The organism is Sphingobacterium gobiense, from assembly GCF_002980575.1.
Classification (GTDB): domain Bacteria; phylum Bacteroidota; class Bacteroidia; order Sphingobacteriales; family Sphingobacteriaceae; genus Sphingobacterium; species Sphingobacterium gobiense.
In genome coordinates this window covers 279785-304672 of record NZ_PVBS01000003.1, presented here as the reverse complement: position 1 = coordinate 304672, position 24888 = coordinate 279785, and the positions used below count along the sequence as shown (strand labels likewise).

General features: G+C 42.2%; 19 protein-coding genes. 2 read left to right on the top strand and 17 right to left on the bottom strand.

The window, feature by feature from the left end; translation table 11 throughout:
* Window positions 1-490: 490 nt before the first annotated feature.
* The 5 genes from C5749_RS16310 to spt are packed head-to-tail and all read right to left on the bottom strand — an operon-like array spanning window position 491 to window position 4920.
* Entirely contained in the window at window positions 491-901 is a 411-nt protein-coding gene (locus C5749_RS16310; RefSeq protein ID WP_105727285.1) for a GtrA family protein, read from the bottom strand.
* Window positions 870-1583 carry a CDP-alcohol phosphatidyltransferase family protein gene (locus C5749_RS16305; protein WP_105727284.1) on the bottom strand — a complete coding sequence of 238 codons (714 nt, stop codon included), beginning with the start codon at window positions 1581-1583 and terminating at the stop codon, window positions 870-872. The genes C5749_RS16310 and C5749_RS16305 overlap by 32 nt, the downstream gene beginning before the upstream one ends.
* 10 nt (window positions 1584-1593) lie before the next feature.
* The gene (locus C5749_RS16300) at window positions 1594-2589 is read right to left on the bottom strand and encodes an NAD-dependent epimerase/dehydratase family protein (RefSeq protein WP_105727283.1); all 996 of its coding nucleotides are present in this window, start codon (window positions 2587-2589) and stop codon (window positions 1594-1596) included.
* Window positions 2586-3707 (bottom strand): hypothetical protein, encoded by a 1122-nt coding sequence (locus C5749_RS16295; RefSeq protein WP_105727282.1) that lies wholly within the window; start codon window positions 3705-3707, stop codon window positions 2586-2588. The genes C5749_RS16300 and C5749_RS16295 overlap by 4 nt, the downstream gene beginning before the upstream one ends.
* A 4-nt stretch (window positions 3708-3711) precedes the next feature.
* Window positions 3712-4920: a serine palmitoyltransferase gene (spt, locus tag C5749_RS16290; RefSeq protein WP_105727281.1), complete on the bottom strand. Its 1209-nt coding sequence runs from the start codon at window positions 4918-4920 to the stop codon at window positions 3712-3714.
* Between the two features lie 355 nt (window positions 4921-5275).
* On the opposite strand from spt, the gene smpB reads away from it, so the two are divergent.
* A complete protein-coding gene (gene smpB / locus C5749_RS16285) occupies window positions 5276-5731 on the top strand; it encodes an SsrA-binding protein SmpB (protein ID WP_105727280.1) in 456 nt (151 codons plus the stop codon).
* A 124-nt stretch (window positions 5732-5855) separates the two neighbouring features.
* Here smpB and C5749_RS16280 read toward each other — a convergent pair whose 3' ends face one another.
* Genes C5749_RS16280 through C5749_RS16270 form a run of 3 tightly spaced genes read right to left on the bottom strand, consistent with a single transcriptional unit; the run spans window position 5856 to window position 8762 of the window.
* Complete coding sequence (locus C5749_RS16280) at window positions 5856-6257, bottom strand: acyl-CoA thioesterase (protein ID WP_105727279.1); 402 nt, start codon at window positions 6255-6257, stop codon at window positions 5856-5858.
* A 19-nt stretch (window positions 6258-6276) separates the two neighbouring features.
* Window positions 6277-8082 (bottom strand): MutS-related protein, encoded by a 1806-nt coding sequence (locus C5749_RS16275; protein ID WP_105727278.1) that lies wholly within the window; start codon window positions 8080-8082, stop codon window positions 6277-6279.
* A gap of 23 nt (window positions 8083-8105) precedes the next feature.
* Window positions 8106-8762: a protein-L-isoaspartate(D-aspartate) O-methyltransferase gene (locus tag C5749_RS16270; protein ID WP_105727277.1), complete on the bottom strand. Its 657-nt coding sequence runs from the start codon at window positions 8760-8762 to the stop codon at window positions 8106-8108.
* Between the two features lie 244 nt (window positions 8763-9006).
* On the opposite strand from C5749_RS16270, the gene C5749_RS16265 reads away from it, so the two are divergent.
* On the top strand, window positions 9007-9858 hold the full coding sequence (locus tag C5749_RS16265; protein ID WP_105727276.1) for a DUF4886 domain-containing protein: 852 nt from the start codon (window positions 9007-9009) through the stop codon (window positions 9856-9858).
* Between the two features lie 55 nt (window positions 9859-9913).
* On the opposite strand, the gene C5749_RS16260 is transcribed toward C5749_RS16265, so the two are convergent.
* The 9 genes from C5749_RS16260 to C5749_RS16220 all read right to left on the bottom strand — a co-directional run bounded on the left by C5749_RS16260 (window position 9914) and on the right by C5749_RS16220 (window position 24887).
* Window positions 9914-11155, bottom strand: coding sequence for a BACON domain-containing protein (locus C5749_RS16260; protein ID WP_105727275.1), 1242 nt, complete (start codon window positions 11153-11155; stop codon window positions 9914-9916).
* A gap of 11 nt (window positions 11156-11166) precedes the next feature.
* Entirely contained in the window at window positions 11167-12063 is an 897-nt protein-coding gene (locus C5749_RS16255) for a BT_3044 domain-containing protein (RefSeq protein WP_105727274.1), read from the bottom strand.
* Window positions 12064-12086: 23 nt separating this feature from the next.
* On the bottom strand, window positions 12087-14123 hold the full coding sequence (locus C5749_RS16250; RefSeq protein WP_105727273.1) for a RagB/SusD family nutrient uptake outer membrane protein: 2037 nt from the start codon (window positions 14121-14123) through the stop codon (window positions 12087-12089).
* A gap of 22 nt (window positions 14124-14145) precedes the next feature.
* Window positions 14146-17313 (bottom strand): SusC/RagA family TonB-linked outer membrane protein, encoded by a 3168-nt coding sequence (locus tag C5749_RS16245; protein ID WP_105727272.1) that lies wholly within the window; start codon window positions 17311-17313, stop codon window positions 14146-14148.
* A 21-nt stretch (window positions 17314-17334) separates the two neighbouring features.
* Entirely contained in the window at window positions 17335-18693 is a 1359-nt protein-coding gene (locus tag C5749_RS16240; protein WP_105727271.1) for an IPT/TIG domain-containing protein, read from the bottom strand.
* Between the two features lie 230 nt (window positions 18694-18923).
* The gene (locus tag C5749_RS16235) at window positions 18924-21110 is read right to left on the bottom strand and encodes a DUF4954 family protein (protein WP_105727270.1); all 2187 of its coding nucleotides are present in this window, start codon (window positions 21108-21110) and stop codon (window positions 18924-18926) included.
* A gap of 6 nt (window positions 21111-21116) precedes the next feature.
* Complete coding sequence (glmS, locus tag C5749_RS16230) at window positions 21117-22958, bottom strand: glutamine--fructose-6-phosphate transaminase (isomerizing) (RefSeq protein ID WP_105727269.1); 1842 nt, start codon at window positions 22956-22958, stop codon at window positions 21117-21119.
* Between the two features lie 184 nt (window positions 22959-23142).
* Entirely contained in the window at window positions 23143-24039 is an 897-nt protein-coding gene (locus tag C5749_RS16225; RefSeq protein WP_105727268.1) for an MORN repeat-containing protein, read from the bottom strand.
* 20 nt (window positions 24040-24059) lie between these two features.
* Entirely contained in the window at window positions 24060-24887 is an 828-nt protein-coding gene (locus C5749_RS16220; protein ID WP_219848013.1) for a DUF2490 domain-containing protein, read from the bottom strand.
* Window position 24888: the final 1 nt, after the last annotated feature.

The following is a 24888-nucleotide window of genomic DNA, read 5'->3' as shown; positions in this document are numbered from 1 at the left end:
GCCAGGATCAAACTCTCCATTGTAAAAATGTAATTTGACCCCGGTCATCTTCTTATGACCGGATCGTCAGTAAATGTACTGTACGGCCCGGACCGAAAAAATTGTCTCTTATCTTACAACTTTCCCCTAGCAAGGGTACTCGCTGCGCTACATGATCATCTATCTTAAAGAACTTCTGCACCTCCGCTTCGCGCTTCGGCTATCGTAGACCGTACTTCAATAAAGCGCGGAATCTATCTCTTGTTTTTTCCCTTTCGGGATGGCAAAGGTAAGGAAGTTTAACGAAAACCAAAAATGTTTTTTCAAATTTTCCGCCTCCCGGATCACCGGGTTATTTGCCCTCCCTCGCGGAGTGGTGCAAAGGTAGAAATTTTATGCATTCCCTCCAAGCAACCCCATACTTTTTATACCATAGACAATACAATATACTGGAAATCTGAAAGATATTTTTTTAATAAAGCGCGAATTAAAACCATGACGAACTGATTAACTACTTTCTAAACACCCAATATTTCTGCATCAAAAAGTTAAAACCAAGCGAAACAAGAATTTCTACAATAATTTTCGAATAGTACGGGTTTAACAAGAGATGATCGACTAAAAAGAATATGCCCATTGATTTTAAAGATATACTACCTATAACGACCATGACGAATTTCCCTAACTGCTTACCTACAGGTGCCCCCGTACTACCAAACGTCCAACATCTATTAATCGTAAAATTAACAACGGCCCCTAACGAGCCGCTGATTATATTTGATATATAAGCCGTGAAACCTAAGACTTGTATACAAATGGTATAAACGGAGAAGTCAAATAGTCCACCTAAAAAAGCAGACACTTGTGCCTTTCCGAAAGAAAGAAGAAAATCACGTATTACTACTTTGTGCTTCTTTTTCATTTGCCGCAATCTCCTTATTTTTCTTCTCCTCCCAGTCTCGCTCATCACCCATATCTAATAGCTTCTTGGTATCTACGCAATTGATAACGAACAAAGCAATACAGATAATAATTACCAGATAATTGATGCTCCCAGCAAAAAGGACTTCACATAACAGTACTGCACATATAATGACTCGAATCTCTGTCGGCCCCAATAGTCCTGCATCAATAGTGTATTTATCCGTTATTCGATAGCGTAATTGTGAAATAATCATCGCCCAACCGTACAATGCGACTAATGCAAAACCCGAATATTTAAAATCTCCCGTCGCATAGAACACATACCCCAACCCTATCATCACCGTACTGATCCAATCCATGACAATGTCCAATGCGAAGCCATACCACTTACGTGACTTGTTGCGATAATAAGCAATACGTCCGTCTAGTGAATCTCCGAACCATTGAACAAAAAAGCCTATAATTCCTAACAGCAACCATGGACGCGCGACATACTCTGCCAAGAGAAAGCTTCCCAGTATCATCAGTGACCCAAATAGCCCAATAGCCGTAAGACCATCAGACGAAATCCAATTAGGGATACGTGGCACTAGATAAGAAATCAGTTTTTGTTCCGAAGAGCTTAAAACATTTGTCCTCTTTCGGTCTTGGAAAAGCTTTTTATTTATTTTTTGACTCATATTACAGTCTTTAAAACCAATTATTTTTTTTGTACCAAAGTAGGCTGTCCACTAACCCATTATCCAGATCATATTGTGGCTGGTACCCAAGCCTCTGCTTTGCATGTGTGATATCACAACCCCAATTCTCCGCAGTTAACTCCCTTAAACGTTCGGGATAAATTACAGGAGTCTGGGATGATTTGCGATACAACCATTGCGAAATCTGCGCCACCGTTTTGACTATAGCATACGGCACATGAATGCGAATAAGCTTTTTACGGAATGTCTTTTTAAAAATCTCCGCCATTTCATAACGGGAATAAATACGTCCATCTGAAATATTAAAAATAGTTAATCCTTCTTGCGGAGAAATGCACGCACGTAATAAAACATCGGCTAAATCTTTTACATATACAAAGGAAAGCTTTTGGGGTGCTCTTCCCACATACGCATCCAATCCCTTGTTCATCGTATCAAACAAAATAAAAAGATCTTTTTCACGCGGGCCATATACCGCTGTAGGTCGGATAATAGAAACAGGCTTTTCAATAAATTTCGTACGGATCATCTTTTCCGCGTCCCGCTTACTTCGCCCATACATAGTCACGGGATCATATGGCGTATCCTCTGTTATTGGCTCATCGAGGTAACCTACCGGCCCAATAGCCGCTAAGCTGCTCACAAAGACAAAACGAATAGGTGGTTGTGGAGCTCGAAAAGCCGCTTCCAACAGTCGCTCGGTTACCCCCACATTCATAGCAATCATTTCTGCTTCCGATTTTGCTTTTGTCATCGCTGCGGCGTGTATAATATATGCATACGCTTCTAAAGAGAAAAGTGCTGCTAATGAACTTATTTGATTAAAGTCGGGGTAAAGGAATTTTTCAACGAATGGTTCGATATCGGCAATTTGACTAGATCGACGCACAGCGGCGTGCACTTCGTAACCGGCTTCGAATGCTGCAGAAACTAAATGAAAGCCAACAAATCCGCTAGCTCCAGTTATTAATATTTTCCTCTTCATATCGCTTTCTCGTACAGACGATAGCGCTTATAGAACTCGGCGTTAATCTGTTCAATGGCATGGTTCATCATATAATTATCGTCCAACATCCAGGAACATTCTGCGCCTTCAATTCCCGCGGGAACTGCATTTTTTATAATGCGGCCGTATAGGCACGCTTCTATACCCAATTTTCGATACTCCTCTAGCACCCCGAGCATCAAGACCCGAATCATGTTGACTTTTTTCAAGCCAAAAAGCAATTTGAATATACCAAAAGGCAATAACCTACCTTTCTTTATATGAATCAAAATTTCGTTAATATTCGGAATCCCTAGAGCAAAACCGACAATTTCCCCTTCTTTCTCCGCTACGATACAATATTTTGGATCCACGATCATCTTCAATTCTTTAGCTGTATAATCGAACTCGTCATCCGTCATCGGAACGAAACCCAGATTTTTGTCCCAAGCTTTATTATACACCGTCTTTATTTTCTTCGCTTCGTTCGCAAAATCTTTTAAATTTATCTGCCGCAAAATAATGCCCGATCGCTTCAACCGGCCCTCTAATTTTTCCAACAGAAGTACCGAACGCTGATTGGCTGTTTTCGTCTTAACGAGATAAGCACGCAAATCTACTTTTTTACTGTAGCCGGCATGTTCAATCAGTTCTAAATAGTAAGGAGGATTATAAGGCATCATGACCATGGGCGGTCTATCAAAACCCTCCACCAAAAGTCCACAAGTATCATTCGTAGTAAGGTTAACAGGCCCTATGATACGAGTTCCTCCTTTAGACTTCACCCATTCGGCAGCCGTGTCGAGCAACTTCTTCGCTACCGCCAGGTCATTAATAGATTCAAAGAAACCAAATTGCCCTTCAGATACGTTGTTAAAAGCATTATGGTTAGCATTCCATATCGCTAAAACCCGCCCTGCAATATGTCCATCTTTATAGGCAAGAAAAGGTTGCGCTGACGAGTGCTTATAAAAAGGGTGCTTATGAGGAGAGAGTAAGTCCTGTTGCCCTAAAAATAATTCGGGGACATAATTTTGATCTTTTGCATACAAATCATGTGGCAAATCAATAAATTGAGCGATTTGCTTCTTTGTTTGAACAGGAATTATCTCTATCATTTCCCTAATTTATGAAAGACTCTACTTCCAATGTCTTGAATACTTTAGACATCTTGTCTACAGCTTCTTCTATTTGTTCAAAAGTATGTGTTGCCATCAGTGAAAAGCGTATGAGCGATTCCTCGGCAGGTACTGCCGGAGCAACAACGGGATTGACGAAAACACCATTATCCTGAAGCATTTTCGTAACATAGTATGTTTTATCGTTGTTACGGACAAAAATTGGCAAGATTGGACTTTCGGTAAAACCTAAGTCGAAGCCCTGCTCAAGCAAAAGTCTTTTTGCGTAATTCGTATTTGCCCACAGCTTTTCTATATGTTCCGGCTCAGTCTGAATTATCTCTAATGCTTTTAGCGTTGAAGCAACTGAAGCAGGTGTCATACTAGCACTGAACATCAACGAACGAGCTCGATGTTTTAGATATTCAATGGTATCCGCATCTGCTGCCACGAAACCACCCAAGGAAGCTAGCGATTTGCTAAATGTTCCCATAATTAAATCGACTTTGTCCGTCAACCCGAAATGAGAAGCTGTACCGGCTCCTTTTTCACCTATCACACCTAAACTATGGGCATCGTCACATAAAATAGCGGCATCGTACTCGTCGGCTACGGCAACCAGTTCTGGAAGCTTTACAATATCACCTTCCATACTAAAAATACCATCTGTCGCAATGAGCTTAAAGCTATCTTCCGGAAGCCGAGCTATTTTGGAGCGCAAATCATCCATATCGTTATGCGCATATTTGACGACTTTAGAAAAAGACAATCTACTACCATCAATAATAGAAGCATGATTTCTTTCGTCTAGTAAGATATAATCATTACGCCCCGTTAAGCACGATAACGGTCCCAAATTAGATTGAAAACCCGTACTGAATAATATCGCTGCTTCTTTACCTACGTAGCTTGCCAGCTTTTCTTCTAATTCCACGTGGATATCCAGCGTTCCATTAAGAAAACGAGATCCCGCACAGCCTGTACCGTACTTTTCCAGTGCGTCCTGCGCGGCCTTTATAATTCTCTTATCTGTTGTCAAACCTAAATAAGAGTTTGATCCGAACATCAGCACACGTTTGCCATCGATCAAAACTTCCGTATCCTGTTTTGATTGAATAGGTCTAAAATAAGCGTAAAGATTATTAGACTTAATTGGCTCTAGTTCACTTTTCAGGAACTTAGACGTTCTTCCACTTAACTTTCCCGTACTCATGCTGTAGGTGTTTGTATTTTATGTGACATAATTTCTATAACGCAAGTTAATTTAACTTTTGACCTTTTTCAATCAATCGTCAAAAATAAATTAAAAAAAACAAAAATATACAATTCCCTTCCCATCAAGCCATTAACATATTATGTTATTATTTGACAACTCTATAGGACTCCTCTTGTATATTTTCAGTCCAAAAAAATCGGAGCAAACATACAAAATTCTCGCGAACGAATAATATTTAAAAACCATATAAATATCATAAAATTAAATTATTGTTAAGATATTACCAACAGTTTATCACGAAAAGTTCAATAAACTTATAAAATCGCTATTTTTGCGTTTAAATCAATTTGAAATGGCAATATCAGCAAATATAAATATTAAGAATAAACGTGCATCCTTTGAATATCACCTGTTAGATAAGTATATAGCAGGCATCGGTTTGCTAGGTACCGAAATCAAATCTATCCGACAAGGAAAAGCAAATATTAACGACAGCTTTTGTACATTTTTTGAAGATGGCTTATACATTCGGAATATGCATATTGCCGAATATTCATTTGGATCTTTCTACAACCACGAAGCAAAAAGGGATCGCCAACTTTTGTTGACCAAAAAGGAGCTGAAAAAATTAAAAGAAAAGGGGGAAGAAAAGGGCTTTACTATCGTCCCCCTGCGTATTTTCATCAACGAAAGAGGCTATGCCAAAGTAGAAATAGCCTTAGCGCAAGGTAAAAAAGATTTCGATAAACGAGACACTATCAAAGAACGGGAAAGCAAAAGGGAACTCGACCGTGTGATGAAAAGGTAGTAGTTCCTTTTTATACGCCGGCGTATTGCCTATGTGTCGTTACCGGAAGCTCCAATTGCTTTCTGGCGTATGCCGGTCGCTCCCGTATGACGCTTCGAACTGGCTAGCCTATTGTTCGTAGACCTTACTCCAAATCCAATCCCTGCACAACCGGAATAGGCTGTTTGTTATCATCCAAAGCCACGAAGGTAAACATCCCCTGAATAGCCAATTCACGGCCATCTTCATACATCTTTTCCAAGAAGACCTCTACTTTCACTTTTACACTTGTGTTGCCCACGCTATACACGCGTGCGATAGCTTCAATGATACTTCCGTTCGGAATCGCCTTCTCGAAGTCAATACGATCAGTGGAAACCGTTACCAAACGTTTACGACAAAACCGAGTCGCTGCCATAAACGATACTTCATCCATAATGGCCATTGCCTTCCCACCAAATAAGGTGTCGTGATGATTGGTCAAAAACGGAAATACGGTCGTACATACGCGTGTTTCTGACGTTTTAATTCTCTCTTCTACTGTCATTTTATAATGGTGAGTAATATCAAATCGACTCTACATCAATCCCAATACCTTTCAATAATAGTGATGCATTGAAAATTGTACAACGGCCGTTTTTCAATTTATAATCAAAAAGCATTTCTCCCTCCTCTACGCGAATATCGAAATGGTAGTTTTGTACCCTGCCTATATTTTCCTCTTCGAGTGATGCCAATTGCAAGTCATGGGTCGCTACCATTCCCTTACCTTCCATAGCGATTAATTTACGGATGATCGCTCGGGATCCCAAGTATTTATCTACCGAATTGGTTCCACGTAACATCTCATCAATAAGAAAAAAACTATCTTTATCCTGTTTCACAGTGTCTAATATAAACTTCATCCTATCCAATTCTGCTTTAAACGTAGATGTACTCTCATTTAAAGAGTCTCTGATCCGCATATAGGAAATAAGATTATAAATAGGCAATTTAAATACGGTAGCACACGTTACTGCTCCTGCATACGCCAATACCGCGTTGATACCAATCGTTCGAAGAAATGTACTCTTGCCCGCCATATTTGAGCCGGTAATCAAGGCAATACGATGCTGTTCGTTACTATAATCATTCGCTACAGATTGTACTGCCGGAATTAACGGATGTGCAATTTCCACTGCTACAATTTTGTCGTTCGTCGTATTGCTCAATAATTCGGGAGTCGTCCAAGAGGGATGATTACGCTTTAAAATGGCCAATGAATTTAACGCTTCAAATTCCGCGATAATATCGAAGGCTTCCAAAATATCCGCCTCATACTTCGATTTCCATTCTACAATTTTCATCACGTATTTAAAATCCCATAGCAAAATAATATTGAGGATAGCTCCCATGAGCATATTATTTCGCGCATCTAGATTGTTGATTAGTTTGGACAATTCCCGAAAGGCTCCAGACAACGGCTTCCCGTCAACACTTAACTGTTGTTGCAAGCGTTGGTTTTCCGTTGCCACAAACGTCCTTTCTTCCACCAAGGCAAGGCCTTCCGCATAAGCTGCTAAAATTTGCCCCACTTTATCTATCCTACTGGAAAACAAGCCTACCTTTCCTGCTAGTCCTAATGTCCAGAACAAATGGATTAATCCCAGCAAAAGCAAAACCGTCCATATCGGCATCACAAATAGTGAAAACAATACGCCCACCAACAATATAAAGGGAGCGATAGGCACATATAGGCGCATAAATCTCCCCCCAAATGTCAAGCTTGACCCCTCAAAATAACGCAATAAAAAAGATTTCACTTCTATTTTCTGGCCAATATTAAATAGTAACCTTGATTGAAATTTCTGACTCCAGTCCAAATCTTCTGTAATTTCCGCTATTGCTTTCTGTCTTTCTTCAATTTCGACTTTAGTTGTAGCACATTGCAACCAACCCGCTAACTTATTTATACCCAAGGACGTAGCACATCGATTCACTAATGAAAACAAAGAAAATTGACCAAAAACATCTAAATCTGCCGTATATTGATGGCCGCCGTCTTCAAATTCTGCCCCATCATTGTAAATCGTGCGACGCGTATTCCTCAGCGTTATTTCATTTTCATTGACCCGTAGAAAAGCCTCTGCATCAGCGTGTACTTTCTCCAGCTTACTCTGCCGCCTTACTAAAAACGCAAATAGGAATACAATGGTCAAAACAGCCAAAAATAACAGCAACAGATTCTCCTTCTGAACCAAATAAAATAGTAATGCACCACCGCTAATAATCACAAATAAACGGGCGAAACTATTTTGATTAATGGCTTTATTTAGACGCAGAATTTCTTCTTTCGTCCTTTGAATACGGTCTTGATATTTGTTATAGATCATCTTTATTAATAATTCTTAGCGTACTACCACGCTTGGTCTCCTACTAATGGAACAAAGCGGAAGGTGTCCAGCTCTATACGTTCAAAATCATTCTCTCCAACACGTAAGATAGTCACCATTTTTTGAGATTTCTCATCCCCTACCGGGATAACCAAGAGCCCTCCGTATTTCAATTGTTTCAGCATGACTTCGGGTACAAATGGAGCTCCGGCAGTGACAATGATTTTATCATACGGTGCATGTTCAGGAATACCTCGCGAACCATCCCCTAGGAAAAAATGTGGCTTATATCCCATATAAGGCAACACTTGAATGGTTCGACGATACAGACTTTCCTGACGCTCAATCGTATACACTTCCGCTCCCAATTCCATTAAAACACAGGTCTGATAACCTGATCCTGTTCCGATCTCTAGTATTTTATCTCCTTTTTTGACGTGGAGCAATTCCGATTGGTAAGCAACGGTATAAGGTTGCGAGATAGTTTGTCCATCACCAATAGGAAATGCGATATCTCGATAGGCTTGGTTCCAGAATGTCTCGTCAAAGAAAAAATGACGAGGCACTTTTCCAATAGCGTTTAATACACGCTTATCCTCAATTCCTCGTTTTTCCAGATGCTTTACGAGTTGCTTTCTTGCGCCTCTTTCCCGATAATTATCTACAAACTTATACGCCATTATATCCCAAAAATACCATTGTTAATAGACATTTCATCTATTTATTTTTCTTTTTTATGGCTGATGAGAGCTCGAGTAAATAACCATTCTCACGTGTGTTAATGCTTATTTACATTTCGGTTTCGTGTATTAAAGTGCAAAATATTTACGTTCAATACGATAAAAAAATATAGTTTTTTTATATTCGTAGAATAACCGTTTCTAAATAAATTGGAAATTAAGACAAAAACATAATTAAATAAAGATGAGAAAATCTAGTCTGTTACTATTTGCAGTCTTCATACAGTTAGTGGCTATCGCGCAAGTGTCGCCGAAACAAGATCATGTCATTAAAATCCTAGCGATAGGCAATAGTTTTTCAGAAGATGGTATTGAAAACTACTTATATGATTTAGCATTAAGCACAGGTAAAAAGATGATTATTGGTAATCTCTATATCGGCGGAGCACCGCTGTCCTTGCATGTAAAGAACGCCAATGACAACGCGGAGAATTATCAATACCGCAAAATAGGACTCGACGGAATAAAAGTAACAACAAAGAACGTTAGCATCTCACAAGCACTAGAAAATGAAAGCTGGGATTATATAAGCTTTCAACAGGTCAGTTCACTTTCCGGTAAGTACGATGTGATCATGGAAAACTTACCTGTGCTCGTCAGCTATGTACGCAAAAAGGTAAGTCCCGAAACACAATTTGTTTATCACCAAACATGGGCTTACCAACATGATTCGGACCATAAAGGTTTCGCAAACTACGAACGTGACCAGCTGACCATGTACAATGCGATTGCTAACGTCTCCAAAAAATTATCCAAACTGGGCGATTTTAAATACATTATTCCCGCTGGCACGGCGATTCAGAATGCACGAACCAGCTCCATCGGTGATACGTTTACCCGTGATGGTTATCATTTACAATTAGATTACGGTCGCTTTACAGCTGCATGTACGTGGTATGAAAAAATTTTCGGCGACGATGTGCGTAAGAACTCTTATAAACCAGAGAAAGTAACGGAACTGCAAGCAAAAATAGCTAAGGAAGCAGCCTATAAAGCGGTTAGGAAACCGTATAAGGTTTCTAAAGTTAGATTGTAAAGGTTTTAGGTTGATCCGTTTCACATCAAAAACGGATCAACCTATTTTTACGTATTTACTTCAATACCGTAACCAAAACATCATCTAGAAATATACGGTTTACATTTCTCGCTCCCGACCAGCCACTCTCGCTGCGTAGATCATAATCACCACCCAAAAACCATATTTGTGTTTCGGCGGTTGCTCCTTCAATCGTAAAAGAACGCGCGGTTCTTTCCTCTGTCCAGATAATCGTACAATTCGGGTCAACGTCATAATCCGGCCAGTTATTAATATCAAACTCATCAACGCTGACAACACCAGGTCCCGCCACACCAACCTTAAGAAGTGTAACATCTTCAGCTCCTCCAGCAGTTTTATAAGGCACAGCCTTGAAAGTCACCTTCACATTTTGTGTTCCCTGTATAGCCGACAATTTAGGGCTAAGGATATCGCCTCCATAATTTGTCCTTCCCAATTTCAAAAACCCTTGACGCGCATAAGTCGAAGGAACACCCGTGGGATCCAGTTGATGATATCCCCACCCCCTTGCTAACTCATCAGAAGTCCAACGATCCAATCTAGTTTCGTCGGTGTTGGTATAGAAGATCGCACTACCGTATTGCAACCAATTAAAATCTTCCTCCAGGATAACCTGCACGGCCATGCCTTCTTGCAAGACACGTAAAGGGTTCGGCTGCAATACCTCATCAAGATAAAAGTTTAAGTCGACCGAGCGCTCGTCATCCCTGTTCGCTGCTATGCTTAACTCTACCGGCGTATCGCCTGTCCCCATCATCGGTTCGACACTGATCCAATCCGCTTCTTCTGACAATTCAATTCGCCATGTCCCCGTAGCACGTACCGTATAACGACCGGAGATACCTTCTTCCGAAATTAAGACCTCTTTGTCAGGGAGTCCATCGACCCGCATATATTGTTCCTCGTTGCCAACACCATTTTCACTTGCTGCCTGCACAATTTCCAGTATATGCTCCTGACGGCGTCCATTCATCAAGAACATAAGTACTTCTCGGCGGTCTTCGAGGGTTGAATTTCTGTCCACTGTGATCAAGATACTTCCATCTCCATTTCCGAACATGGGCTCAATTTTCAACCAATTCTCATTGTATAACGGCTCCACCTGCCAATACCCATCAGCGCGTAGGGAATAAGTTTCGGTTGCTCCTTGCGGCAAAGGTTCATAAAGGTCTACGTTATCTTGTAATTCAAAATAGCCTTCGTCATCGTTATCCTTCTTACAAGCGACAAAGAGCGTAACAAACGTAAGAAAAAAGGTAGTCCAATGTAATTTCATTTAATGCTCCTTTAGTAGTTTACTTCCATTCTTAATTCTTCCTTCATCACTCGTGTTGTACCGTTTACCGTATATTCATACGAGAGCAAAAAGGAATTGTAGGTTCGACCGAACACAGTTTCCCTGTGGAAGGTATTTGGAAAACTGGGGTCATTGTTCAGTTGATTCACCTCGATATCCCTATAAGGTTCTATCGACACCGTATTATCCTCATTAACCACGAGTACAATGGCCGTTTTGTTAATATTGGATATCGTCGATTCGAAGGGTTCTGTTCCCGCAATTACCCGCACACTGTTTTTTGTAAGCGGAAATAGCGCTTTATTCCCTGCCGTGACGACTCCATCGACCATGCCGCTCATACTGTACAAGGCATCATCAGCCTGAGAGGCGTATTCGTTGGCGATGAGCACTTGATAGAGTATGGTGTTTTTATTCGCATTAATCTCTACATCAGCGATATCCGTCGCCTTCAAGGCTATAAAATAAGTAGAATCTGGCGACAAACCTTCTGGTCGTAACCGAACCAAAGTCCGACCGGTTCGCTCTCCAGCATTGATCTGGATCTGGTAGTCCTTAATTTCATATTTATCGACTGGCAGGAGCTTCGCGTATAAACTTTCGTCCTCATCATAGAGGGATCTATTGTAAATCTCCAGCGGTGTGGGATCTTCTTCCAAGCCGATGACAATATCTTGTGTCGTGGCATCTGTCCCCCCTACGGACGCCGCGATATACCCGATTACTTCGTCGCCCGTCAACGGAACAACCTCCTCAAAGGTATTGTGATAGTCGCTACTGATCAAGGAAACGACATTTTTATACATTTCTCGTTCAAACAATTCATTGTCCTTACAGGACATACACATCAAGACGATGACTAGAGCTGCTATTTGGTATTTCTTCATTTCGTTCTTCTTTATAGTTTGGCCTAATTGTATCCTGGGTTTTGATCAACTGAAGGTAGCCTTCTCATTTCGGCACGTGGAATGGGTACCCAAACCGAACGTTTGTTGACGATTCGTGTCAAAAAGGAAGAGGTACCCGGGATAACACGTCGATAATAGGTTTCTCTGGTCGCGCCGTCCGGATTCATCCCACGGATAGGCTCGCGCTCGGTTTCTTCATATATCCCCCACCGGCGCACGTCGTAGTAGCGCCTGTTTTCCCATAAAAACTCGACCATACGTTCCCGCTCGATTTGTGCTTGAACTTGCGATGATGAGGCCAACTGCGTATCCGTAAGTCCGGGTAGCCCGGCACGGTAGCGTACTAAGTTAAAAGCATTTTTGATCTCGTCTACGTTCCTAGAAATGGTATGCTGTTGATCGCCTAGCTGTACTGTATGGCTGCCTGTCAGATTGTTTAGCGCCTCTGCATAGGAAAGTAAAATCTCCGCATAACGGATAATAGCATAGGCTTTCTCCATGTGCCGCGCCCCCGTTCCGTTAAATGCATCCATTGGGTGGTTAAACTTTTTAATGACATAACCGGTAATCGGGTAATTCGGTGATGTCGCCGTCACCCCTCCACGGCCATCCACATCCTGATAGTAATATTTAGCGGTGTGGTTGTTCAAGGTACTACTGGACAATGCTTGCCAAATCGCTTCGTTGAAACCGATAGAAGCATAGAAGCGCATCTCCCGATTCGCGTACATATTGTACACGCCAGCATTCATCGGGTAGCCCGAAAAATTTCGTGGCTCCGTCGTAAAGCCAGTTTCAGAATAGTAGCCATCCCGTGTTGCTTCTTCCTTCGTCCTGCCATCATCCATTAGATAAGCATCCACCACTTTCTGTGTTACACAAAAGCGCCCCCAACCACCTAGTGATGGCGGAAACGACCCTTTACTAATATATTCATTGATATAGGCTGTACTTCTACCCCAAATAATCTCTGGATTGATACGTGCCACAGCTTCTCCAGTAAAGATATCCGAATAGGAATGAAAAGCATCAATACCGCCGGCTCCGTTCGGATAGATATTATAGAAATTCGGATCCGAGGTTACACCCGCAGGAAGTGGCGCCGTCGCGTCATCGGCTTGTACAGTATATAGTCTGTATTGCCCCATATTCATTACCCGTTTAGCCGCCGCCGCCGCAACTGCCCAACGACTTTCATCGTACTGCTGCGATACATAGTGCACACCATCCGTCTTCCGAGTCCAGTTACCGTAATACGAAGCGGCAACAGGTCCTCCATTGAATAGCGGGCTAGCATGTATCAAGCGTAAACGTGCTATCAGTGCAAACGCAGCTCCTTTTGTAGGGCGCCCAAAGTTCAACATATTTCCTTCCTTGGGAAGCAGGTGCGCCGCCTTTTCGAGTTCCTCGCACGTATAATCCATTGTCTCGTCATAAGTTGCTCGGGGGCGGTCATAGTATTCGAGCGGTTCGTTCGTATTAACGACCTCATCACCAAGCAGAATCGCGGGCCCGTAATCCACTAATATATTATAGTAAGCGTAAGCGCGAATAAAGCGCGTATAGCCTTCAAGGCGGAGTCTATCCATATTGGTTAGATCCTTTGGTGTGTCCAAATTTTGCAGAATCGCATTACATTTTCGAATAATCTTGTAATATCTTCCCCATTGGTTAAGGTTATAATTTTCGCCACTCGCTCCCGCTCCGTAAAAATCTGGAGTGATATTTCCCGTTACGTAATCCATCCCATAATACACGTTATTGGATCCGCCACCGGTAAGTCCGTTAAAGCCTTCGTCTGTCGCCATTGGTCCGGGCGTATAGCCAAACCGAACCGTATTAGATTCGTCGGGGAACATCGCCGCCGCCCCCCACATGTAAGCTTCCATATAACGTGCATTGGTAAAAACCGAGTCAATATTATACTCATCATCGAAGTAATTATCGATATTTAAATAATCCTTACAGGAGCTCGCTAATACCACTACCTGAATAACCAAAGCTGCTTTTATTATTCTTTTTATGATCGAAGTTCTCATCTTTTGTCTTTCTTTTTCTATACTAAAAATTGATATAGGCTTGTAGGGAATAGGTAGACGGAATTGGATATTTACGCCCGTTCCAGGCTGCCTGTTCCGGATCAAAAATCTTCACATTGTCCCATATATAAAGGTTATTTCCCACAAACTGTAAATCCATGGACGAAACTCCTACCCGTTTCAGAAAATTGGGGCTAACACGGTAGTTCAAGGTAACTTCCTGTAAACGCAGATAACGCGCGTCGCCTTCCCAAAAAGTCGACAACTGACTGTTGTTAGCGTTGTTTCCATATTGCAGACGTGGGAAACGGGCATCAGGATTTTCGGCTAAAGCCAGATCGATACCATGCTCCAAAGCATACTCTCTAGGTATCCAGCGATTGCTCGGATCGGCAGCCAAAGCCAACACATTACCCGTATTACCCTGAAAGAAAGGAAAATACCCCATCCCGTTTGTAACATTTCGATATTCACCTTCCCATTTGTCCCAAGATGCTGGCGCTTTTTCTCTCAATGACTGCCCTACGTAAAAGAAGGACGTTTTACCGGTTGCTTTAAATAATACGCCTAAAGTCAGGTTTTTGTACCGGAACTCTCCCCCAAAACCATACATCGTCAGCGGGTAGTTACTATGTGTTAGTGGCACTCTGTCTAATTCATCAATGACGCCGTCTCCGTTTACGTCCTTGTATTTAATATCTCCCGGAAGCACTTCTCCCCAAGATTGCTGCGGGCTGTACTTAATATCATCTTCGTCTTTAAATAGTCCGATAGCCTGATAACCGCGAAGAGAATTGTGCGGAAAACCATTCCGTTCCAAATAAGGATACTCCAAATAGGCTTCCTCCCAATTCTGTACCATATTCTTCGAGTAGGTAAAATTACCCCGTAACGTAAAACCGAAATCCGGCGAAAGATCGGCCGAATAACTGATACTCCCATCAGCACCCGAGCTTTTCATACGGCCTACATTCGCAAAAGGGTTGGATATAACGCCAACATATTCCGGAACCTGAACTCGCTGTTGGAAAATTCCGTTACGCTGATCCTCAAAAAGGTCCACTACAAACTCCAATTTATTATTCAGGAATTTTCCTTCGATTCCTATGTTCGATTTGATTGCTCTTTCCCACGCTAGATTATCCGCTCCGATGCGAGTTTCAGTAATCGTTTCAACACCGTCTATTCCCCAGACATTTTCGGTGTCTTGATCAACCTTCGTCAAATAAGGAAAACGGATGTCCGTAATCCGATCATTACCCACCGAACCGTAGGATCCTCTAATTTTAAAATAGTTCAACCAAGGCATATTTTCTTGCACGTATTTATATCCAGTAGGCACCCACCCCAATGCAATCGAGGGGAAAAAACCATATTGTCTCCCTGGCTGGAAGTTCTCTGAACCCGTGTATCCGAAGTTCACATCCAGTAAGTATGTATCCCTATATCCGTAGGTAAAGCGACTGGATACTCCTTGATAGCGTAACGGAATAGCCTCTAGACTACTTTTTGCGTCCTTCGTGTCCTTAGCGTCACTGATATAATAATACACCAAAGCCGATGCTCGGTGATCCTCATTGAATACTCTGTCGTAGTTCAGCACGGATTCCAGGTGATATTTACGATACTGACGCGACATTGGATCGGCATATCTTGCAGCTTGTTCCTGCACGGTTTCCTGCATAATAAGCGCTCCATTGTAATCCCTTCCCTGGGCCATAAAAAGAGCAGGTTGTATGTATCTCCGTTCCTTAAAGTAACTATGTATATCATAAGCACCTTGTGCACGGAATTTCAGTCCATCGAGCACAAAGGAGAGATCCTGATTTAAAGCAAGCGTAGCTTTCCCTTTATAGGCCTGTTCGGAAGCTTGTCCCGTGCGATTGATCATGACATAAGGTGATGACCGGTCTTCTCCCCCCAGTCCCGGCAACAGTCCATTTGAATACTGTGTAGGAATTGCTAAGGGTGTGAGTCTAGATTGTGCTCCCCATATGTAATCCGTATTAGCTATACCAGGTTGGTTCAGTACAGAAAGGAAACCGTCGGATCCGAGAAATACTTCCGTAGTAGGGGTCAAGTTCATATTTAAGTTAATCCGATAATTATACGTATTGAACCCAACATTCGAACTATATACACTATTCTTATCCACTTTATAGGCGGCAGTTTCACTTCTCCCTCCTAAACTCAAGAAATAACGTGCTACTTCTGATCCGCCCCGACCACTGACATAATAGCTCTGCTTCCAAAAATGATTGTTCAAAATTTCGTCTTGCCAACTCACATCTGGATACATATCCAAATCCAGTCCGTCACGAATAATCCCCATCTCCGTCTGGTTATATAGGGGTACATCTCCACGAATCACACTTGCTTCATTAGCTAATTGTGCATAATCATAGGCTCGCAAATATTCCGGCATGCGGGTAAGACTTGATAAAGTGGTGTTTGCACGTGCGGTAATCTGTATACGGTCAACCAAGCCTCGCTTGGTCGTTACCATCACGACACCATTGGCACCACGCACGCCGTATACAGCGGTAGCCGCAGCATCCTTTAAAATGGAAAAGCTTTCGATATCCGCAGGGTCGATCGTATTCAAGTCACCTTCCAGACCATCGATCAGTACTAAGGCGCTGGCATTTGCCCCGAAGGTACCGATTCCCCGAATCCAGAAGTCAGCAATATTTGCTCCGGGTTCACCACTTGTTTGTAAGGAAATGACTCCGGGTGCCCTTCCTCCCAAGAGGTTGGTCAAAGAAGGTGCTGGAGACTGTAGATCTTTCACGTCTACTGTCGTAATCGCACCGACCGAACTAATTTTCCGTTGTACGTTCTGCAAACCGACAACCATCACCTCTTCAATGTCCTCAGTAGTTTCCACAAGTGTAATCGTCAAACCAAGATTTATATCAACCACTAGATGTTCAAAGGTCTCATAACCTACATAAGTAAATACCAGCTTGTCTCCATATCTGGCTTCCAAACTGTAGCGGCCGTTATTGTCTGTTGACGCACCGCCCGCCGGACGGTCTTTGATATATATCGATACGTTTGATAAAGGCTGACCAGCCTCGTTGACCACGGTACCGGCAATGGTTAACTCTTTGGTTTGCTGCGCATATGCTTCCCTTAGCCAAAGACATATGGAAAGCAGGCACAAGATCTGTATAACTCTTATTTTCATTATTTTACGATAGCAGTTTTATTATTCGATAACTAGTTTACGGATTCTCGCGTTACTCCAGTCCGCGATATAGATATCCCCTTGTTCATTGACAGCGACACCCCAAGGCTGATTAAAAAGGGACTCTATCGGTCCACCGTCTTTATAGCCTGCCGTACCCGGCTGTCCTGCGACAGTTGTCACGATATTATCCGCCGATACCATACGGATACAATGATTGCCATAATCGGCTACAAACATATTTCCATCGTTATCGAACTTGATGTCTTTCGGGTAATTGAACAAAGCCTCTTCCAATGGACCATCACGAAAGGCACTACCGCCAGGTGCATTCAGGCGCTTAAATCCCTCGTCGATATACTCTGGACGAAGATCTAGTACAGAAATTCCTTGTCGGTAGTCCGTCGGGCTCGCGTTCGAATGCAGAGTCATATACAATAACCAGGGTTTCGTGGGGTTAATCGCTTGCCCGTACTGTGACCCCGTAGGCCCCTGGTGAACAATAGTCGCTTCTAAAGTCTCGGGATTGATTCTTGCCACTTTTCCGTCGCGAAAGCGCGTATAAAGATTCCCATCCCATGGTGAAAAAGTTATAAAGTTATTGTAACGGTCAGCATCAACAATAGAGTTCAGTTCAGTCCTAGAGAACTTCATGTTTTTCTGACGTGGGTACCAAGCCTCTCGTGGGTCAAAAGTAAACATCACTTCCTTTACCGACTCGTGAGCAGCGGTCAACATACCGGTAGCCCTATCCACTGTCAGTCCATTAGCATACAATACCCGTTCGGAAGTAGTTTTCGCCTCAATAAGTGGAGTCACTATATTTTGCTGCTCATTGATACGAGCCACACCCCAGCTTCCCCCATCCCGCCACGACATAAATATATTGCCTTCGGCATCCAACTCTAAGTATTTACCATACACCTGCGCCGCCGATAGTGGACCGGGCAAAAACGCTTGTTCTCCGTTTCCTGTGACCGTAGTTACCTGTGCTTGGGTATGGTAAACAAAAGAATTTTCGTAGATCACTGAATCTTCACCAATCACTACTGATATGCGCGGATCTTTCCCCGGAAGACGTGGTACAATAGCGTAGATACGTTCGCCGCTCGAAGAAATCACCGATGCCTTTGCGTTATTGAAATACACTTTGATAGCCTTCGAATCCGTTCCGAAATTCTCTCCATCCAGAAGAATTTTATCCCGGGCTCCGCCTTCTAAAGGATAAAAGGATGTCAGCACAATCGGTTTTGAGGGATCGTGCATTTTTTGCACGGTATGCTCATTATTGTCTTTACACGAAATGAAAAACAAAATCAGCGTAGTCGATAAATAAAACAAAAGAACGTTGGATCGACAGGAAGAGAATGTATGCTTCATAATATTTATTGAATTGTTAGTGTGTATAGACACTATCGTTTGTATGAGCGCAAAACTAGTCTTACATTATTAACTACATATTAACCATTTATAAAGAATAGATTGCCTTTTCTCCAATATTCTAAGTAAACGACAATACAAAAACACCAACTATATCGAGTAAAAAGACAACAAAAAAACCTGCTAATCAGCAGGTCAATTACTATTTATACATTATAAAAAACAAGGAATCAAATAATTGATAACTCCTCCAATATTTTTTTCACTGCACACTCAAATACCTTCAGCCCCTTGCGTTCCTTATTAATAAAGTCATTATCCTCCAAACGGCCAACGACTTCTTCCATCTCTTCATAGGAGTCGTAGACCATTTGTTTAAACGGATTTTGGTAATCCTTAGCACGCGATCCCTCAATCTCATCGAAGATCCAACGACGGGTGTCTAATGCCTCTTCGATGAGTTGTTTTAGATATTGCTTATCCCAAGAAATTGGGTTGACACCACTTAGTTCCGCCAAGGAAGCAATCGCATGTTGTAACTTATCTTCCAGATAGACATCACTCCATGCATGATAACGCGCATGAGCATCCTTCCAGGATAAAATCTTATTGTCACGAATATCCGCTAATAAGGTGTCCAATTTTGTTTTCGGGACTAATTGTCCACCGATATTTTCAAATGCGCTACGTGATGTTGAAAACGACGAGATAAGCGTCTGTAAGTCAGCCAACGGTTTACTTTCCAAGAAACTAATAATTTGCGTCGCAGCATAATAACGGATCATACGTCCGTATATCACATACGCCTCTTTAGGTTTAGCCAATACAACTTTTCGTCTAGAAAATTCTACGTTGTCCAGTAAAATATCTTTTCCTGTAAGCTGCTGATCAGATAATAAGATTTCTTTGCCCAAAGCTTGTGGGTCTGCCGATGTACGATCATTACTGTACGTCTTGCCTACCGCCTTTTCAATCTCCAATAATGCATCAAACATCTCGTTCACCGTGTCTGGCGCCAATACGTCGTACTCGATATATTGGTTCTTAAATTTTCGCTTGTCACGTGATTGGAATTTCGACGTATTGCGCATCATGGCGTACATATTATACAAAAACCAGTATGCCGGCAATACAATCAAACGATTAGTATCCGCTTCATTGCTTACCAAGCAGAACGGAAATCGGACATTCAACTCATGCAGGAAATCTCCCTTCACGATAAGCGTATAGGAGGCAAAACGGGAATTATGTTTAAGGCTGACGCATAAACCCGGCCAAAACCCGCGTCCAGCAATAATTTCACCATCTGCTGCCCGAGAATTATGGTTAGATCCGACCGTAGCGCCTGCAGCCATATTGCTTTGCCCCTTCACCAGCGCAGCACAAAGGAATGAATTGTTATGGTGCTGTTCATGTGCCGGAAAAATCAATGAATTTAAAACTTCACAACAGGAAATCGTAGAATTATCCCCTAAAAAAGAGTTAATCAATCGAGCACCATATTTCAGCTGAGAGTTGGAAGACAGGATAAAGCGAACAGCCTTTACCCCATAGAAAATCCGGCATCCATATCCGATAATACCATTAACCAGCTCACAACCCTCTCCTATTTGTGTGTAAGACTCCGCCGAAGAGTTGATGGTCAGGTTCTTCAGTTTATTTACCCCCTTCACATAAGCGTGTGAACCCATTTTAATATCTTTAATGGTATGGGTGTTCTTAACCACGGAATGATGACCAATTTCACTATAAAAACCATGATGGGGCGAGAATTGTGCCTCCATCATTTCTTGGAAACGCCGTTGTAGCTCATAGTCGTTTCGATGGCGGGACCATAGATAAACATCGCCTGCTTGCATCCCATCAAAAGGGAATACAGAGCGTCCCCCATTTTCGTTACAGAGCTCTAATCGAATCCGACGTTCTTCGACGTCATCCGTTTTAAGAATACCATTTCCAAATTTAGCGCTATTGCTAGTTTCCATTTCACTGATATTGGCTAACATCACCTCTTCACCAATAATAAAATGCGCCATATAGCGCACATTATGAACGGCTACGGTACTTCCAAAATCACTGCTGATAATGGTAGAATTATAAATACCGCAGGGTAAACGAAGATCTCGGAAATCGAGATAAACATCCTCCATGTCACCTATGCGGACAAGTCCATAAAATTTGGAATGTTGAATCTGCTCGGGAAGAAATTTATCGGTCACCAAAACATGATTCCAATTATTGGAATAGTTGTCGTTCCTGACCAGAATCTTAATTTCTTCTGTCGTCAGATTTCGGAATTTTCTGTCATCGGGAAACTGCTGGTTACGAAAATAGTATTCGTCTCCATTTTGCAAATAAGCCTCGGGAACGAAACGATACCCTAGGTCGGTTAGTTTTTCTTTTATTATCTTTGACATCCCCCCTTATTCAACGGTTACCGATTTTGCCAAATTTCTTGGCTTATCCACATCTAATCCTCTATATATTCCGATATAGTATGACAGCAACTGCAATGGGATAACAGATAAAACAGGAGCGATTATTTCATGCACTTGCGGCACAACCATCACGTCATCAGCTAACTCCGTAGCAACGATATCGCCGTGTGACACTACAGCAATGACTTTTCCTTTTCTGGCTTTAATCTCCTGGATATTACTGATTATCTTTTCGTGATAACTATCTTTTGTGGCGACGAAAACGACAGGCAATTGTTCATCAACCAATGCAATAGGCCCGTGTTTCATCTCTGCTGCAGGATATCCTTCTGCATGAATGTAGGAAACCTCTTTCAACTTTAGTGCTCCTTCCAATGCAATGGGGAAGTTATATCCCCTTCCTAGATAAAGGAAATCTCTGGCGTCACTATACTTTTTTGCAATCGCTTGAATGACGGCATGCTGATCGTCCAAAATTTCTTTTACATATGCCGGAACGTTGGCTAGATCTGCCAACAATCTATTGAACAACGTAGCCTCAATAGCGCCTTTTAATTGGGCGATTTTCAAAGCGATCAAATAGAGTACGGTTAATTGTGCCGTAAATGCTTTTGTACTTGCCACACCAATTTCAGGCCCTGCGTGTGTATAAGCCCCTGCGTCAGACATCCGGGCAATGGAAGAACCTACAACATTGACCAATCCGAAGATAGTAGCGCCTTGCTTCTTGGCATTTTCCAAAGCCACTAGTGTGTCGGCGGTTTCACCGCTTTGGGAAATCGCAATGATGACATCTTGATCGGTTATGATCGGATTTCTATACCTAAATTCAGAAGCATACTCAACTTCTACATTAATACGACACAGTTCCTCAATTACATATTCTGCTAATAAACCGGCGTGCCAACTTGTTCCACAAGCAACAATAATGATCCGGTTTGCACTTAAAAACTTCTCAGCAATTTTGTCCACACCGCTTAACGTAATCGATTGCTGCTCGGCGTCCATACGACCACGCAAAGAATCAAAAATAGTCTGCGGTTGTTCGAAGATTTCTTTTAGCATAAAATGATCGAAGCCACCCTTTTCAATCGCCGCCAATTCCATATCTAGTTTTTGCACAAACGGCGTAATGCGCTCGTTGCCCAGATTTTTTAAAATCAATTCATCTGGACGTACGATCGCCAACTCGTAATCATTTATATACACCACTTCTTTGGTATAGGCCAACATAGGTGAAGCATCGGAGCCCAAATAATGTGCTTTCTCCCCGACACCTATGACCAAAGGACTTCCTTTTCGGGCAGCAATGATGGTATCTGGCAGATCTTTATCGAGCAATAATATCACATATGCTCCCACAACCCTTTTCAACGCTATTCTCACCGCTTCTTCAAGCGAACATTCATTATTAATTTTAATATCTTCGATGAAATTCACCAATACTTCGGAATCAGTATCGCTTTTAAATGTGTACCCCTTTTGCAGGAGCTCGCTTTTAAGCTGGGCGTAGTTTTCGATGATACCATTATGTATCATCGCTATATTTTTCGAATTAGAATAATGTGGATGGGCGTTTCGATCGGAGGGTTCACCATGCGTTGCCCAACGAGTATGTCCAATGCCTATTGTTGCTTGGACATTTTTTCCGTAAACGGATTCTTCCAACGCAGCCACCTTTCCCTCTTTTTTGTAAACTTCAATTGAATTTCCCATATGCAGCGCGACCCCTGCACTGTCATACCCTCTATATTCCAATTTCTTTAATCCGTCAATAATTACCGGATAAGCTAGGTTACTACCGACGTAGCCGACGATTCCACACATATTTTTTTAGTTTGTTTTTAAATAGGATATAAATATAAAAAAATTACGAATGCAATCGATTGATTAACGATTTTTTAGCGGGGGGGGCCTTCGGCGAGCGCTCATTGATCGGTTTCGCTTTCAAAAAGATTTCGTACTTTTTCAGGTTGACTCTTTTGTCCACCCCGCGACTGGTGTTTTTATTTTATTTCTTTGAAGGTTTATCGTTTTCCCAATGTCCCTGATAGCTAATATTGCCATCACGGTCGTACAATGTGCCTTCGCCGTGTCTCTTATTATTCAACCAACTTCCTTCATAACGCTCGCCACTGGACCAACTGTACGACCCGAAACCTGTGCGCTTATCGTTGTTAAAAGCCCCCTCATAACGTTCGCCATCCTTCCATGTATAAACCCCTTTTCCGTGTCGTTGGTTGCGCCTCCATTCACCTTTATAAACACCTCCCGAATTTTCCCACATACCTGTTCCGACACCGCTGGCCATACTGTCAACCACCTCTCCTATGTACTGAACAGCAACGCCCTCTGCATTTATAAATTCAAGCTTATTCAATTGTTCCTTTTTCTCTAATACCCGATTTTGGACATGTACTAGTCGATTCAATTCCGTTATATTCTCAGCCAAGCTATCCGTTGAACGTCCGTAGGTGGTTTGCATACTATCGATACGCTGCCTTAATAGGTTAACAGAATCCGCTGTCAAGTCCACCAACGAATTACTATCTGGTTCGCCGTTCATGGTGCTACCCAGCTCTTGCAGTCTCGACTGAACATAGGATATTCTGCTTTGAATAAGACTATCGGATATTTCATGCAAAGAGGTTCTCAGTTGACCGTAGCCCTGCAAGGCTTGTAAGTATTGTTGATTAAAAACTTGATTATCCAGCTCCAACAAACGACGTAGCTCCTCTCTGAGATGATCGTCCCCTGTCGCTTTGACTTCAGCATGGTGCAAACTTTTCCATTTTGCCGCATCTCTTCGCGCGCCAACATAGAGCACTGTCACTGTCACTATTAAAACTAGTAAAAGTACGATAAGTATTGAGATTGTTTTGTTTGTTTTTTTACGCTCTTTAGCCATTTTTTTGTATTCTAAACAGATTAATCAAACAAGCGCACCCCAGGTATCCGGGATTGCTTTTTACGAAAGTCCAATGACAAATAAATATTCGTACGCAAAACCCAACGAGACGTATACATATATCCTGCGCCTAACGTCTGACCCGTGGTATACATCATTCCTACGCTATATTTTAAACGCGGACTATGAATATAGCCTATGGACGGGTTAACCCGAAAGTCTTCCAACGGACTATCAATAACCGGCTTTCCGCTTTGCATAATAATCTCCACATCTGGGGTAAACATAAATGTGCCAGGGATAAGTTTGCGATTATTTAAAGGAATATTCATATAAAACTTGTAACGCCAACGATTCCGAAAAATCCAATCTGCTCCGACATCATTGGAACGATTCCACCGATGCTCAATACGGATACGATGATATGCCATTCCAATGTTAAAAGGCATGGCAAATAAATACTCGTGCCATACGCGGGGTTCCAGTACCATATCCTCAAAAGCTGGGTTCCCGGGGTCTGGTGTAAAATTCAACCGTAAAACACCACCCAACGCCACCGCTAATCGATCGTTTACCTGATAATTCAGCGCATGCCGATTGTATATTTGCCCCATTCTGCCCACAAGCGGCGTATCATCCGAGCTCACTCTGCGATAATGGAACTGCGCGTCCCAATAAAGGCGATTCCCGAGGCGAAACTTCCCATACAGTCCATTCCAGGTGGCCGTTGTTGTGGGTTGTGTGAGGGATTGGTCAGGTCTTTCGGATTGCCCTATAGCGGGGTGAAAAAAGCCGGCGGTCCATACCAAACAAAGAAGTAAATAGTTGAAATGTATTTTTTTGATCACT